This window comes from Mesorhizobium sp. M1338 (genome assembly GCF_040318045.1).
In the GTDB taxonomy this organism is placed as follows: Bacteria; Pseudomonadota; Alphaproteobacteria; order Rhizobiales; family Rhizobiaceae; genus Mesorhizobium.
In genome coordinates, this window is sequence record NZ_JAMYLL010000022.1 from 1 (window position 1) to 12,792 (window position 12,792).

Below are 12,792 nucleotides of genomic sequence, written 5' to 3' on the forward strand. Positions count from 1 at the left end.
CAATCCGAGCCGACCAAGAGACCGATCCTCCCTCAATCAGATGGCCTTCATATATGAATAGATTTCCCCGGACAGCCCTGCCGTTCACGGGGAGAAATGCCCGGCAGGGCAATGAGGGGCGGCGCCTACTTCGACGCTTGGTGATCTGCCCAAAAATTGGAAACTGTCGTTAGACTGAAGCGATTGCCCTGAGACCAGCGGCTTGCCCGTTGACAGCATTTAAGTTGTAGGATGATATGTATAAGCATACACACCTGCAACAAAGCCGGCCCGACAATGACCATCCACGGCATCTCGCCCGACATTCTCGCAGCACTGGAGCGCGTCCTGGGACAGAGCGGCGTGGCCGCCGATGCCGCTGGCATGGAAAAGTATCTCGGGGACTGGTCCGGCGATCATCATGGCGGCGCCCTTGCCGTGCTGAAGCCGGCCTCGGTCGCCGAGGTTCAGGCCACTGTCCAGCTGTGCGGCACGCTCGGGCTGGCGATGATTCCGCAAGGCGGCAACACCGGGCTTGTCGCCGGCGCAATCGATATCGGCACGAGCCGAGGCGCGGCGGTCATCAGCCTGGAGCGGTTGAACAGGATCCGCCTCGTCGACGCCGACAATTTCATCCTGCAGGCTGATGGCGGCTGCATCCTGCAGCACATCAAGGATGCCGCCGAAGATCGGGATTGCGTGTTTCCGCTAGCGCTCGGCGCCCAGGGAAGCTGCCAGATCGGCGGCAACGCGGCGAGCAATGCCGGTGGCGTCAACGTACTGCGCTACGGAATGACCCGTGACCTCATTATCGGCCTGGAAGTGGTGCTGCCGGACGGCGAGCTGTGGAGCGGCTTTTCCGGCCTGCGCAAGGACAATCGCGGCTACGACCTGAAGCAGCTTTTCATCGGCAGCGAAGGAACGCTGGGCATCATCACCGGTGTCGAAGTCAAGCTGTTTCCGAAACCCGGCCGCATCGAGACGGCTTATCTGGGCCTTCCCTCGTTCGAAGCGGCCATCGCGCTGTTCCGGCAGGCCCGGCGCGGATGCTCGGACCTGATATCCGCCTTCGAGATCATCGGCTCGGAATGCGTGGAGCTTGCGCATCTGGTCGACCCGACCGTCGTCGCCCCGGTCGCCGCCCCCGTTCATGTGCTGATCGAACTGTCGTCGAGCACAGCCGTCGACCTGCGCACGCTGCTGGTCGATTTCCTGGCCGGCGCAATGGAAAACCAACTCGTCGCCGATGCCGTCCTGGCCGAGAGCAGCGCACAGGCCAGGGCTTTCTGGGCGATTCGCGAAGGGCTGGTCGAGGGGCAAGCCAAGCGTGGCTATCACGTGCGCACCGATCTTTCGGTGCGTATCTCCGATATTCCCACGCTGATCGCCGATGCCCGGCGGTTTGTTACGCGGGAGCATCCGGGCTGGGTTTCCCAGGCCTATGGCCATGCCGGCGACGGCAACGTCCATTTCAACGTGCTGCCGCCGCTTGGCCTTGCCGAGCCCGACGCGCGTGCCAGGGGCGCCGACATCACGGCCGGGCTGTACGAGGTCATCAATGCCCTTGGCGGCTCGATCAGCGCCGAGCACGGCATCGGCCGCACTCGCCAGCGCGTCTACTGGACGGGAATGTCTCCCGTCCACCGTCGGCTCGTCAGCGCGCTAAAGAATGCCATCGACCCTAGTGGGCTGATGAACCCCGGCTGCCTCTTTCCCGCGACGGAGACCTTGTCATGAAACAACGACTGGCTGCCATCGGCACTGTCGAGGCATTGCCGCGCCGGGTCGCGGCGTTCCTCAGCCGCGAGATCGAATCAGGCGACCTCAATCCGGGCAGTTTGCTGCCGACAGAACAGCAGCTCTCGGAGAAATTCGGCGTCAGCCGAAACGTGGTGCGCGAGGCGATCGCGCAATTGCGCGCCGATGGCATGGTGGAAGCGCGACAAGGCATCGGCTCCTTCGTGTTGGCACCGGAGCAGCGGGCAACGATCCGCATCGACCGCGAGGCGCTGAAGGAAGGGCAGAATATGGAGCGGCTCTTCGAGCTGCGCTGCATTCTCGAGGCCGAGTCGGCCGCGCTTGCCGCCGAGCGGCGCGAGCAGGAGCATCTCGACGCCATCAAGGCTGCGCTCGACCGCATGAGCGGCGAGGAGCGCTGGGAAGACGGCAGCATCGACGCCGATCTTCTGTTTCATCGCGAAATCGCCCGGGCGACAGGCAACAGCTACATCCACACCTTCATTTCCTTCGTCTGCGAACAGATTCGCCGCTCGATCTACTACGCGCGACAAACCAACCCGTTGCACGACCTGGTGGAAGTCAATGTCGGCGAGCATGTGCGCATCTATGAGGCGCTGGTCGCCGGCGACCCGGCAGAAGCCGAGGCGGCGATGCGCGCGCATATCATCGGCGCCGCCAATCGTGTCGGCGTCAGGCTGCCGACGTCGCGTGGCCAGCGCGCCGACGGAGGGAAATAGCCATGTCGCTCGGAACCGCATACCGGATTTCGGACGTATGTCTGCTTGTCGAGGACATCGAGCGAACGCTGGCATTCTATGTCGACAAGCTCGGCTTCCGCCTGCGCCGGCGCGCCGAAGGCTTTGCCGACTTCCATGGCGAGGGCGTGACGCTTGCCGCCTGGGAGATCGACCATATCAGCCAGCATACCGGCGTCTCGAAGCTGCGTTCGCCGCGCCACGCGCACAAGGTCTGCGTCGCGGTCAAGCTCGACGCACCCGGCGAGATCGACCGCCTGTATTCCGAGCTGACCGCCAAGGGCGTGCCCTTCCAGGGTCCGCCCGAGGATTACGTCTGGAACGCGCGCTGCGCCTATTTCACCGACCCGGACGACACGCTCTGGGAACTCTACGCCTGGCTCGACGGCGGCCCCGGCGACTACCACGACGAACAGCCGTAGACGACACCGCGCCAAGGGAACGGCGCGCAAGGAAGAGACAGACAAGTCTTGCAACAGGAGCGAAAAATGAGTGGGAACAATCATTACAACGTGAATCGCCGCAGCTTGATGAAATCCGGCCTGGCGGCCGCGGCCGCGGCCGCCGCATCGGCCGGCATGCAACTGGTGCTGACCCCCGGCGCGAAGGCGGCCGGAAAGGTCGTCATCCAGTATGACTGGCTGATGTCCAACGGCCAGATCGGCGACATTGCCGCCGTCGTCAACGGCTACTTCAAGGACGCCGGGCTCGACGTGGAATTCAGCCCGGGCGGCCCCAACGCCTCGACCGTGCCGCCGGTGATCTCGGGTGCGGCACAGCTCGGCCAGTTCTCCGAAACGCCGCAGCTTTTCGCGGCTCGCGCCAGCGGCGTACCGGTCAAGATCATCGCTTGCGGCTTCCGCACCGGCCCTTACGCCTTCACCTCGAAGGCGGCAAATCCGATCCGCGACATCGCCGACCTCAAGGGCAAGAAGATCGGCATCCAACCGACCGCGCGTTTCGTCATCGACGAGATCCTGGCCAAGAACGGCATGAGCCCGTCCGACGTCACCGTCGTCAATGTCGGCTTCGACAAAGGGCCGCTGGTGCGTGGCGATGTCGATGCGATCGGCGGTTGGATCACCAACACGCAGGCATTGAGCGTCGTCGGCGATGACCGCATCGACCTTCTGGTGCGCGATCTCGGCCTGAATTCCTACGCGGACGTCTACTTCGCCACCGACGCCGCAATCGAAAAGGATCCGGACACGCTGGCGAAATTCATCGGCGCCGTCGCCAAGGGCTGGGGCTGGGTGCACGCCAACCCGCAGGACGCCGTGAAGAAAATGGTCGCCGCCTATCCCGAAATGGACCTCGGCTGGGAAGAGAAGACCATCAACCTCGTGCTGAAACTCTCCTTCGATGCGGCAACCGCCAAGGATGGCTGGGGGACGTTCGACCCGGCATCGATCGAGGAGCAATTGGCACTGCTGGACAAGGTTGGGCAGTATCCGAACGGCCGGCCAGCCACCGCCGACGTCCACACCACCAAGATCCTCGAACTTTCGGCCACCGAGCGGCCGAAGCTCGACGCACCCGCCGCCTGATGGCGAGCGCGATCGAAGCCAGCAGGCTGGATGTCGGCTATGACGGCCGCCAGGCGGCCGTCAAAGTGCTCTCCGGCCTCGACCTCAGCGTCGAGACCGGATCCTTCCTGTCGATCCTTGGGCCTTCCGGCTGCGGCAAGTCGACCTTGCTCCGGGTGGTTGCCGACCTGCTCGATCCGCTCGGCGGCACGATCAGCGTGCTCGGCGACACGCCTCATGCTGTCCGGTCGCGCCGCGATGTCGGCTTCGTCTTCCAGGACTCGACCTTGCTGCCCTGGCGCACGGTGCGCGACAATGTGCGTCTGCCGCTTGGCGTCGGGCAAGGCAGCCTGACCCGCAAAATCGAGGACCGCAGTGACGAATTGCTCGATCTGATGGGGCTTGCCGGCTTCGGTGAGCGCCTGCCGCACCAGCTTTCCGGCGGCCAGCGCCAGCGCGTGGCGATCGCCCGAGCATTGCTTGGACAACCAAAACTGCTGCTGATGGACGAACCGTTCGGGGCACTCGACGAGATCACCCGCGACCGCCTCAACGACGAGCTGCTTGCTTTGTGGCGGCGCACGGGCACGACGATCCTGTTCGTCACCCATTCGATCGCCGAAGCCGCCTATCTCGGTGAGCGGGTCATCGTTCTGGCCGCCAATCCGGGGCGACTGGTCAAAGACCTGGACATGCGGCCGCTCAAGCAGGAGGGCAACCGCTGCTCGCGTGAGGACCCGTCAATCGTCGCCGCCATGGCCGACCTGCGCACCGCGCTGGAGCGCGCGTCGTGAGGCCGGCGCCGCTGTCTCCGCAGTTGGCAATCGCCCTGCCCGTTCTCGGCGCGGCGTCGCTGCTTGTCACCTGGCAGTATCTGCTGCCGCTTCTCGGCGTGCCGGCCTATATCGTGCCGACGCCGACGGCGATATCAGGCGTCTTCCAGAAGAATTTCGCGTTGCTCATCGACAATCTCAGGCCGACGCTGATCGAGGCGCTGGCCGGCTTCGTCATCGGCAATCTGGCTGCCGTCCTGCTGGCTGTCGTGTTCGTGCACAACCGCATCCTTCAGGCAGCCTATTTTCCGATCGTGCTGTTCTTCAACACCATTCCGATCCTGGCGCTGTCGCCGATCATCATCCTGATCTTCGGGCTCGGCATGACGCCGAAGATCGTCATCGCGGCGGTGATCTGTTTCTTTCCGACGCTGGTGAACATGATCCGTGGCCTGGATTCGGCCAGCGATAACGAGCACGAGCTATTTCGGGTGCTGTCGGCGACACGCTGGGAGATATTTTGGGACCTGCGCCTGCCGCGTGCGCTGCCGATGCTGTTCTCCTCACTCAGGATCGCCTCGGCGACGGCGGTCATCGGCGCCATCGTCGGTGAATGGATCGGCTCGGACAAGGGCCTCGGCGCGCTGATTATCCAGGCGAGCTTCAACTACCAGTCGGACCGGCTTTACGCGGCGATCGTTTTGTCATCGTGCCTGTCGATCGCGCTGTTTTGTGCCGTGGTGATGGTTGAGCGCCGGGTCATCAAATACTGAGCCGGCGAGCTGTTTTTTGCCGATCCGTGCTCTACGGCGCCGTGCGCAGGCAAACCGCCTGCCGTAGCCTCATCCTCAGGATTTGACGTGGATCTCCCGCGGGAACTTGGTCAGCGTCTCATTGCCGGTTTCGGTGACCAGGATGGTCTCGCTGATCTCGATGCCCCAGCCGTCCATCCACATGCCGAGGATGGAATGAACGACGTTGCCTGATTCGAGCACCGTCTTGTCGCCCGGCCTGAGGCTGATCGTGTGTTCGCCCCAATCCGGCGGATAGGCGACGCCGATGGAATAGCCGATGCGCGACTCTTTCTTCAGTCCATGGCGCTGGATGACCTTGCGCCAGACGCCCTCGACGGCTTCGGCTGATGTTCCCGGCCTGACCGCGTCGAGCACCGCATCCATGCCCTCGATCACCGCTTTTGCCGTATCCGAGACCTTTGTCGGCGTTTTGCCCAGTTGCAGGGTTCTTGCCAGTCCGGCGGCATAGCGGCGGCAGACGCCAGCGAGTTCCAAGGCAATCGTCTCGTTTTCGCCAAACCGCCTGTCGCTCCACATTATGTGCGGCGCGGAAGCATTCTCGCCACCGAGAATTGTCGGCGGAAGCGCGGTGATATCACCCGCGAAGTCAGGGCTGCCGGCGATCTGCGCCGCCTGGATGGCGGCGATGGCATCGCATTCGCGAACTCCCGGCGCGATCACCTCGAAGGCCCGCGTGACCGCCGCTTCGGCCAGGGTCGATGCCTTGCGCAAATAGGCGATCTCGGGCGGCGATTTGACCGCGCGGATCCAGTTCACCAACAGATCGGCATCTTGCCATTTCGCATTGGGAAGTCCGGCGACAAGCCGGGCATGTGCTTTCGGGGAGAAATAGTAGGCTTCGAGTTCGATGCCGATAGCGCGGTTCCCCCAGCCCTTCGCCACGATCCAGTTCGCGATCCAGTCCATCGGATGACGATCGACACGCTGAACGTGACCCTCCGGGAAGCCAACCACGTTCTCGGGCTTCATCCAGGCTGTCAGAAGACCGCCGGCCGCATCCATGGCGCGCCCGATCCAGACCGGCTCGACCTCCTCGATTGGAACGAGCACGACCTGGGGCGTGTAGAATGACCAGCCATCATAGCCGGTGATGTAATGCTGGTTGGCAACGTCGTTGACAACAAGGAGCTCGAGACCGCGCTTGGCCATCTCGGCGCGGATCTTGCGAAGCCGCTGTTGGTACTCGTCGCGGGCAAACGGCAATTCGATCATCCTTGCTCCATGCTTTGTCGGATCAACGGTCGCGGGTTCGCCCACCTTTGAGACGCTTTCGACATGGCGGCAATCGGCCAGCGTGGCGCGTGAGCAGGTCCTGAACCGGGTTACGTTTCGATTTATTTTTGAATTCCATTTGACTGAATAAATAACAGGTGCGAAGCTACCACCTCCTAAGGGCGCAAATCATGGCACTGCGGGGGACCAATCAGGAGTTCGGGCGGCCGTACAACCGGCGCATCGTGCTTGAGTCGATCCGCCTGCATGGGCCGATCGCTCGTGGCGAGATTGCCCGGCGCGTCGGCCTCACCGTCCAGACGGTGTCCACCATCGTTCGCGAACTGGAAGAACAGGGCTACATCCTGTCGCTGCGCGAAGAACCGAAGGGGCGCGGCCTGCCACCGGCGACCCTACGGATCAACCCCGAGGGCGGCTATGCCGTCGGCACTCACATCACCCCGCTCGGTATCAGTGCCGCCTTGATCAATCTGAGCGGCGACGTGATCGAGAGCACTTACCGCGAGGCGCCGAACGCGACGCCGGACCACGCCTTCGACCTCATCGCGACGATGGTGAATGAATTGACCGGACTGCGGGCTGGAGGACGGGTTCTCGGCGTCGGCATGGCCCTGCCCGGCCCGTTCGATGTCGAATCCATGAGTTTTGTCGGTCCGACCACCATGACCGGCTGGAAGGATGTGGCGCTGGGTGAGCGGCTGGCGGCTTCCACCGGGCTGCCGGCCTTCTTTGAAACCGACATGGCGGCCGCGGCCATGGGCGAGCGCCTCTACGGCCTCGGCGCGCAGTTTTCCGAATATTACTATCTCTATTTCGGCGTCGGCCTTGGCGGCGTCATGGTTCATGACGGCTCCGCGTTGCGCGGCGCCTGGGGCAATGCCGGCGAGATCGGGCACATTCCCGTCGTTCCCGGTGGCGAGGCCTGCCCGTGCGGCAACAGCGGTTGTCTCGAAAGATACCTCTCGCTCGAGGCGCTCCGGCGCTGGAACGGCAGCGAGGCCGAATGGGTGGCCGAAGTCGCACCGATCTTTCACAATGCCGTCGCCGTCATCGAGAACCTGTTCGACCCTGAAACGGTCATCCTTGGCGGGCTGGCGTCCACCGATCTGCTCGAAATGCTGGCTGGTTCGGCCGGAGGCCTGCACAACTCCGTTTCCGCACGGAAGGACCGCACGACGCCTCGAATCCTCGTCGCGCGCGGCGGGCAACATTCGGTGTTGCGCGGCGCCGCCGCCCTTGCGGTTTCTGGGGTGCTGTCACCGCGCTTCGGGCAGATGTTTGCTGCCGAACGCGAACGCGAGCGCGACCTTATCAAAGGCAGGGAGATTGCGGCATGAACGAACCCCTGCTGGTGCTCGACAACGTCACCAAGAATTATGGCGCTATCGAAGCGCTCAAGGGGATCAGCTTCTCGATCGGCAAGGGCGAGGTCGTGGCGCTGCTCGGCGACAACGGCGCCGGCAAATCGACGCTGGTCAAGATCATCGCCGGCGGACTGGAGCCGACCTCGGGCCGCATGCTGTTCGAGGGCAAGGAGTTCCTTGCCCGGTCGCCCGCCGAGGCCGAGGCGGCGGGCATCGAGACCGTCTACCAGGACCTGTCGCTGTGCACCAATGTCGACGTCGTCGCCAATTTCTTCATGGGCCGCGAGATCACCAGGAAGGTTCTTGGCATTCCCGTGCTCGACGAGCGCGCCATGGAAGCCGTCGTCGGAAAGGCGCTGGCCAGTGCCGGCACCCGCATTCCCTCGCTGCGCACCAATGTCGAGCACCTTTCGGGCGGCCAGCGGCAGGCCATCGAGCTCAACCGCTTCGTGCACTGGGGCGGCAAGCTGGTGCTGCTCGATGAACCGTTCGCAGCGCTTGGCGTCGAACAGACGCGGCGCGGCCTCGACATGATCCGCCAGGTGGCGAACCAGGGCATCGGCGTCGTCATCATCACTCATATCATGCAGCAGGCCTTCCAGGTCGCCGACCGGATCGTGGTGATCCGGCAAGGCGTCGTGGCGGGTGATGTCGCACGCAACAAAACAAGTCCCGATGCGGTGATCAACATGATCACCGGAGAGACGCTTGCCGGTGCCGGACCGACAGGCTGAGGGACAAAAGAGGGGTCCGGCGTAAAAGAGGAGCGAACGACATGAAGCGAATACTTCTTGCTGTCTTCGGTATCCTTGCACTGGCCTTTGCCACGCTCACGCCGGCATTCGCCCAGTCCAAGGGTATCGTCTACTATATGGTGCCGACCCTGCTGGACGAGTTCCAGACCGGCTCGGTGAGCGCGCTGGAGCTGTTCCTGAAGCAGACCGGCTACGAGATGAAGACGCTGAACGCCGACAACAAGACCGACGCCCAGCAATCGCAGATGAACGACGTCATCGCGCTGAAACCGGCGGCCATCATCCTGGCGGCGGTCGACTTCAATGCGCTGAAACCGTCCATCGAGGCCGCCCGCGCAGCCGGCATCCCGGTGGTCGAGTTCGACCGCCAGATCACGTCGACACCGTCCGACTTCACCTCTGTCGCCGGAACGGTCGAGATCGGCTACGTCGCCGCCGAGCAGGCCGAGAAGCTGCTGAAAGCCAAGAACGGCTCGGTGAAGGGCAAGATACTGCAGGTGCTCGGTGACCCCGGTGACCCCTACACGCTCGACATCCAGAAGGGCTTTGAAGAGAAGATGAAGGCGTTTCCGGACGTCAAGATCATCTCGCTTCCGGCCATGCAGTGGGAAGCCAGCAATGCCGGCACCATCGTTGCCGACCAGATGCTGGCGAACCCCGACATCGACCTGATCTTCAGCCATGCCGCGCACCTTTCGGTCGCTGCCGTCGCCTCGCTCGAGGCCGCCGGCAAGAAGCCGGGCGACGTCATGCTGATGAGCTCGAACGGCGCTCCGGTCGGCCTCGACCTGATCCGCAAGGGCTGGCTCAACGTCGAAGTCGAGCAGCCGCTCTACGCGCAGGCCGCGGCCGTCGCCATGTTCATGGACAAGATCGCCAAGAAGGAAGAGATCAAGCCCGGCGAGTATGAGGTGCTTGGCCTGAAATCGACCGTGACCAAGGAAGCCTGGGGCCCGAACATCAAGATCCCTGGTGCCGCCATCACCAAGGAGAACGTCGACAACCCGGCCTTCTGGGGCAACCAGAAGCCGCCGACGGACACCGTCAAGTCGGTCGACTAGTCATCCGAAAGCGCTCCGGGCCGTGGCGGCCCGGAGCCTGCCCTTTCACAACGCCGCGTCCGAAAGGACGCCGTGGCGAATTTGAATCCGCGCCTGGACCAGACGAAATCGAATTGATTTCGCGGGGCATGCGCCAACCGGATCAGCCCATGAACCCGCGCACACGCAAAGCCCTGGAGTTCGTTCTCGACAACCTCGTCTGGTTCATGCTGCTGTTCGTGCTGGTGGTCTTTTCCATCTTTGTTCCGAACTATTTCCAGCTCGGCATCTTCGCCAACATCATCGAGGCTTCCAGCGTGCTCGGCGTCATGTCGATCGGCCTGGCGCTGGTCATCATCGCCGGTCACATGGACCTGTCGGTCGAATCCGTGGCAGCGCTCAGCGCCATGGCGGTCGGCATCCTGTTCTGCTCGTCGGGCATCGGCATGGGCGTGAAATTGCATCCGGAATGGCTGATGGTTCCGGTTTCGCTGTTCGTTGCGCTGGCCGTCGGCGGCATCATCGGCGCCTTCAACGGCTACCTGGTGGTCAAGGTGAAGATGAGCGCCTTCATCATCACGCTGGCGTCCTACATCTGGGTGCGCGGCCTCGTGCTGGTGATTTCGGGCGGCCGCTCGGCACAGGATCTTGCGCCGGCCATCCGCTGGTTCGGCATCCAGCGCCTGATCGGCCTGCCGCTGACCGCCTGGATCGCGGTCGCCTGTTTCGTCGTCTTTTCGCTGATCATGGCCAAGACGCCGTTTGGTCGGCATCTCGTGATGATCGGCGGCAACGAGACCGCAACCTTCCGTGCCGGCATCCGCGTCAACCGCAATCTCGTCATCGCCTTCGTACTCGCCGGCGCCATCGCCGGCCTTGCCGGCTGGCTGCTGGCGATCCGCACCTCGGGCGCCACCGCCAATCTCGGCGTCGGCCTGCTGTTCAACGCCTTCGCCGCCGTCGTCATCGGCGGCGTCAGCCTGAAAGGCGGCGTCGGCACCCTGCCCGGCGTCTATGCCGGCGTGCTTTTGCTCTCGGCCATCAACACGGCGATCAACCTGATGGGCCTGCCGGCCAACTTCACCCAGGTCATCCACGGCCTGCTGGTGCTGGCCGCCGTGCTGCTCGACGCTTTCAAGCAAACCATCCGCCAAAGACTCGCATGACAGGACGGCTCGCATGACCGGACGACTGAAAGACAAGGTGGCGCTGATCATCGGCAGCGCCCGCGGCATCGGCAAGGGCATCGCCCTGCGCTTTGCCGAGGAAGGTGCAAAGCTTGTGCTCGCCGACACCGAGGTCGAGGCGGGGCAAGCGACCGCGCACGAACTCGGCGTCCCTTTCATCCGCACCGACATCTCGCAAATGAGCGACGCCGAGGCCGCCGTGGCGCTGGCGCTAAAGCACCATGGCCGCCTCGACATCATCGTGCAGAATGCCGGCATCTATCCCTGGCAGCTGATCGAGCACACCAGCGCCGACGACTGGGACCGTGTCATGGCGGTCAATCTGCGCGGCACCTTCAATGCCAGCCGCGCGGCCCTGGTGCCGATGAAAGCGCAAGGCTTTGGCCGCATGCTCTACACCTCGTCCATCACCGGCCCGCACGTCACCAGCCCGGGCCATGGCCATTATTCGGCCAGCAAGGCCGGGATCAACGGCTTCATCCGTGCGGCGGCGCTGGAATTTTCCGGCTACGGCGTCACCGTCAACGGCGTCGAGCCCGGCAACATCCTGACCGAGGCGATCGAGCTGCATCGTGGCGCCGCCTATATCAAGAACATGGAGGACTCCATCCCGCTCGGCCGCCTCGGCAGCCCGCGCGACGTGGCCAACGCCTTCCTGTTCCTCGCCTCCGACGATGCCAGCTACATCACCGGCACGACCATCGTCGTCGATGGCGGGCAGTTGCTGCCGGAAGGCAATGATTTTCGGCTCTTGCCGCCGCGATCACCGCAGGAATGACGATGGACTGCTGAGTCTCCTGACGAGGAACGGGAATGAGAGCTGTAACTTCAAGTGGCAGACTTATCGCCCGCGCACTAGTTGTCAAATATCCCCAAAGTTGCAGTGGAACAACTTCGCATCTCAAAGGTTGTTCATCAAGTGCTGACCAACGGGGATATTTGGGAATGACCGACGAAATCAGAACCAGTCATATTTACCAGCGGACTCATGCTTTGGCAGAGGACGGCGTCCACCACTCGCCTGCCGAGATCGTTGCCACATTGCTGGCCGAGGGCTATCCGGAAGCAGCCGAGCTGTTGAACTCCAAAAACATCCATGCCGACCTGCGCCGGGTTTGCGATGCCGCGGCTGATGGACAGCCAGCCACTCCGCACCGCGCGCTTCGCCATTGACGCGGGCCGTGGATGGATTGTGTGATTGGAATGGTGGGCGATGACGGGCTCGAACCGCCGACATCTTCGGTGTAAACGAAGCGCTCTACCAACTGAGCTAATCGCCCGCTCCGGGCCGGACCTTTAAGCGGTCGGGATCGGCTTCGCAAGGCCAAATGAATGTGGGACACCCTGGTTGGACGCCGGTTTTGCCAACAAAACGCCGGCTGTCAAAAAACCTTCTCCTGTTTGCTGTTATGCTGTCCTGTCGCGCTTGACACCCGGTGGCGAACCCCTTATCCAGCGCCCAACGACGAACACGGCTGACACGTGTTCGCCATGCGCGGGTGTAGCTCAGTTGGTTAGAGTGCCGGCCTGTCACGCCGGAGGTCGCGGGTTCGAGCCCCGTCACTCGCGCCATTTAACTTGCTGATAGTTAAATGGTTTTCGCGCTAAGTGGGCTTTGGCCTTGT

At 63.3% G+C, this 12,792-nt stretch carries 13 protein-coding genes and 2 tRNA genes; 13 read left to right on the top strand and 2 right to left on the bottom strand.

Features of this window, described 5'->3' with window-relative positions; genetic code table 11:
* Positions 1-276 precede the first annotated feature (276 nt).
* The 6 genes from NKH19_RS19320 to NKH19_RS19345 all read left to right on the top strand — a co-directional run bounded on the left by NKH19_RS19320 (position 277) and on the right by NKH19_RS19345 (position 5,546).
* Positions 277-1,716, top strand: coding sequence for an FAD-binding oxidoreductase (locus tag NKH19_RS19320; RefSeq protein WP_352870601.1), 1,440 nt, complete (start codon positions 277-279; stop codon positions 1,714-1,716).
* Complete coding sequence (locus NKH19_RS19325; RefSeq protein ID WP_352870600.1) at positions 1,713-2,456, top strand: FadR/GntR family transcriptional regulator; 744 nt, start codon at positions 1,713-1,715, stop codon at positions 2,454-2,456. The genes NKH19_RS19320 and NKH19_RS19325 overlap by 4 nt, the downstream gene beginning before the upstream one ends.
* A 2-nt stretch (positions 2,457-2,458) precedes the next feature.
* Positions 2,459-2,896, top strand: coding sequence for a VOC family protein (locus NKH19_RS19330; RefSeq protein ID WP_352870599.1), 438 nt, complete (start codon positions 2,459-2,461; stop codon positions 2,894-2,896).
* Between the two features lie 66 nt (positions 2,897-2,962).
* On the top strand, positions 2,963-4,021 hold the full coding sequence (locus NKH19_RS19335; RefSeq protein ID WP_352870598.1) for an ABC transporter substrate-binding protein: 1,059 nt from the start codon (positions 2,963-2,965) through the stop codon (positions 4,019-4,021).
* A complete protein-coding gene (locus NKH19_RS19340; protein WP_352870597.1) occupies positions 4,021-4,794 on the top strand; it encodes an ABC transporter ATP-binding protein in 774 nt (257 codons plus the stop codon). Before NKH19_RS19335 ends, NKH19_RS19340 begins: the two co-directional genes overlap by 1 nt.
* Positions 4,791-5,546: an ABC transporter permease gene (locus NKH19_RS19345; RefSeq protein WP_352870596.1), complete on the top strand. Its 756-nt coding sequence runs from the start codon at positions 4,791-4,793 to the stop codon at positions 5,544-5,546. The genes NKH19_RS19340 and NKH19_RS19345 overlap by 4 nt, the downstream gene beginning before the upstream one ends.
* A 75-nt stretch (positions 5,547-5,621) precedes the next feature.
* Here the strand turns inward: NKH19_RS19345 and NKH19_RS19350 are convergent, their stop codons facing one another.
* Positions 5,622-6,800 (bottom strand): M24 family metallopeptidase, encoded by a 1,179-nt coding sequence (locus tag NKH19_RS19350; RefSeq protein WP_352870595.1) that lies wholly within the window; start codon positions 6,798-6,800, stop codon positions 5,622-5,624.
* Positions 6,801-6,991: 191 nt separating this feature from the next.
* On the opposite strand from NKH19_RS19350, the gene NKH19_RS19355 reads away from it, so the two are divergent.
* The 6 genes from NKH19_RS19355 to NKH19_RS19380 all read left to right on the top strand — a co-directional run bounded on the left by NKH19_RS19355 (position 6,992) and on the right by NKH19_RS19380 (position 12,340).
* Complete coding sequence (locus NKH19_RS19355; protein WP_352982642.1) at positions 6,992-8,158, top strand: ROK family transcriptional regulator; 1,167 nt, start codon at positions 6,992-6,994, stop codon at positions 8,156-8,158.
* A complete protein-coding gene (locus tag NKH19_RS19360; RefSeq protein WP_352982644.1) occupies positions 8,155-8,919 on the top strand; it encodes an ATP-binding cassette domain-containing protein in 765 nt (254 codons plus the stop codon). The genes NKH19_RS19355 and NKH19_RS19360 overlap by 4 nt, the downstream gene beginning before the upstream one ends.
* A gap of 41 nt (positions 8,920-8,960) precedes the next feature.
* Positions 8,961-10,001, top strand: coding sequence for a sugar ABC transporter substrate-binding protein (locus NKH19_RS19365; RefSeq protein ID WP_352870592.1), 1,041 nt, complete (start codon positions 8,961-8,963; stop codon positions 9,999-10,001).
* 149 nt (positions 10,002-10,150) lie between these two features.
* Positions 10,151-11,146 carry an ABC transporter permease gene (locus NKH19_RS19370; protein ID WP_352870591.1) on the top strand — a complete coding sequence of 332 codons (996 nt, stop codon included), beginning with the start codon at positions 10,151-10,153 and terminating at the stop codon, positions 11,144-11,146.
* Positions 11,147-11,159: 13 nt separating this feature from the next.
* Positions 11,160-11,945 (top strand): SDR family NAD(P)-dependent oxidoreductase, encoded by a 786-nt coding sequence (locus tag NKH19_RS19375; protein ID WP_352870590.1) that lies wholly within the window; start codon positions 11,160-11,162, stop codon positions 11,943-11,945.
* Between the two features lie 167 nt (positions 11,946-12,112).
* Positions 12,113-12,340 (top strand): hypothetical protein, encoded by a 228-nt coding sequence (locus NKH19_RS19380; protein ID WP_352870589.1) that lies wholly within the window; start codon positions 12,113-12,115, stop codon positions 12,338-12,340.
* Positions 12,341-12,371: 31 nt separating this feature from the next.
* On the opposite strand, the gene NKH19_RS19385 is transcribed toward NKH19_RS19380, so the two are convergent.
* Positions 12,372-12,447, bottom strand: a tRNA-Val gene (locus NKH19_RS19385).
* Between the two features lie 215 nt (positions 12,448-12,662).
* On the opposite strand from NKH19_RS19385, the gene NKH19_RS19390 reads away from it, so the two are divergent.
* Positions 12,663-12,739 (top strand) — tRNA-Asp (locus NKH19_RS19390).
* Positions 12,740-12,792: the final 53 nt, after the last annotated feature.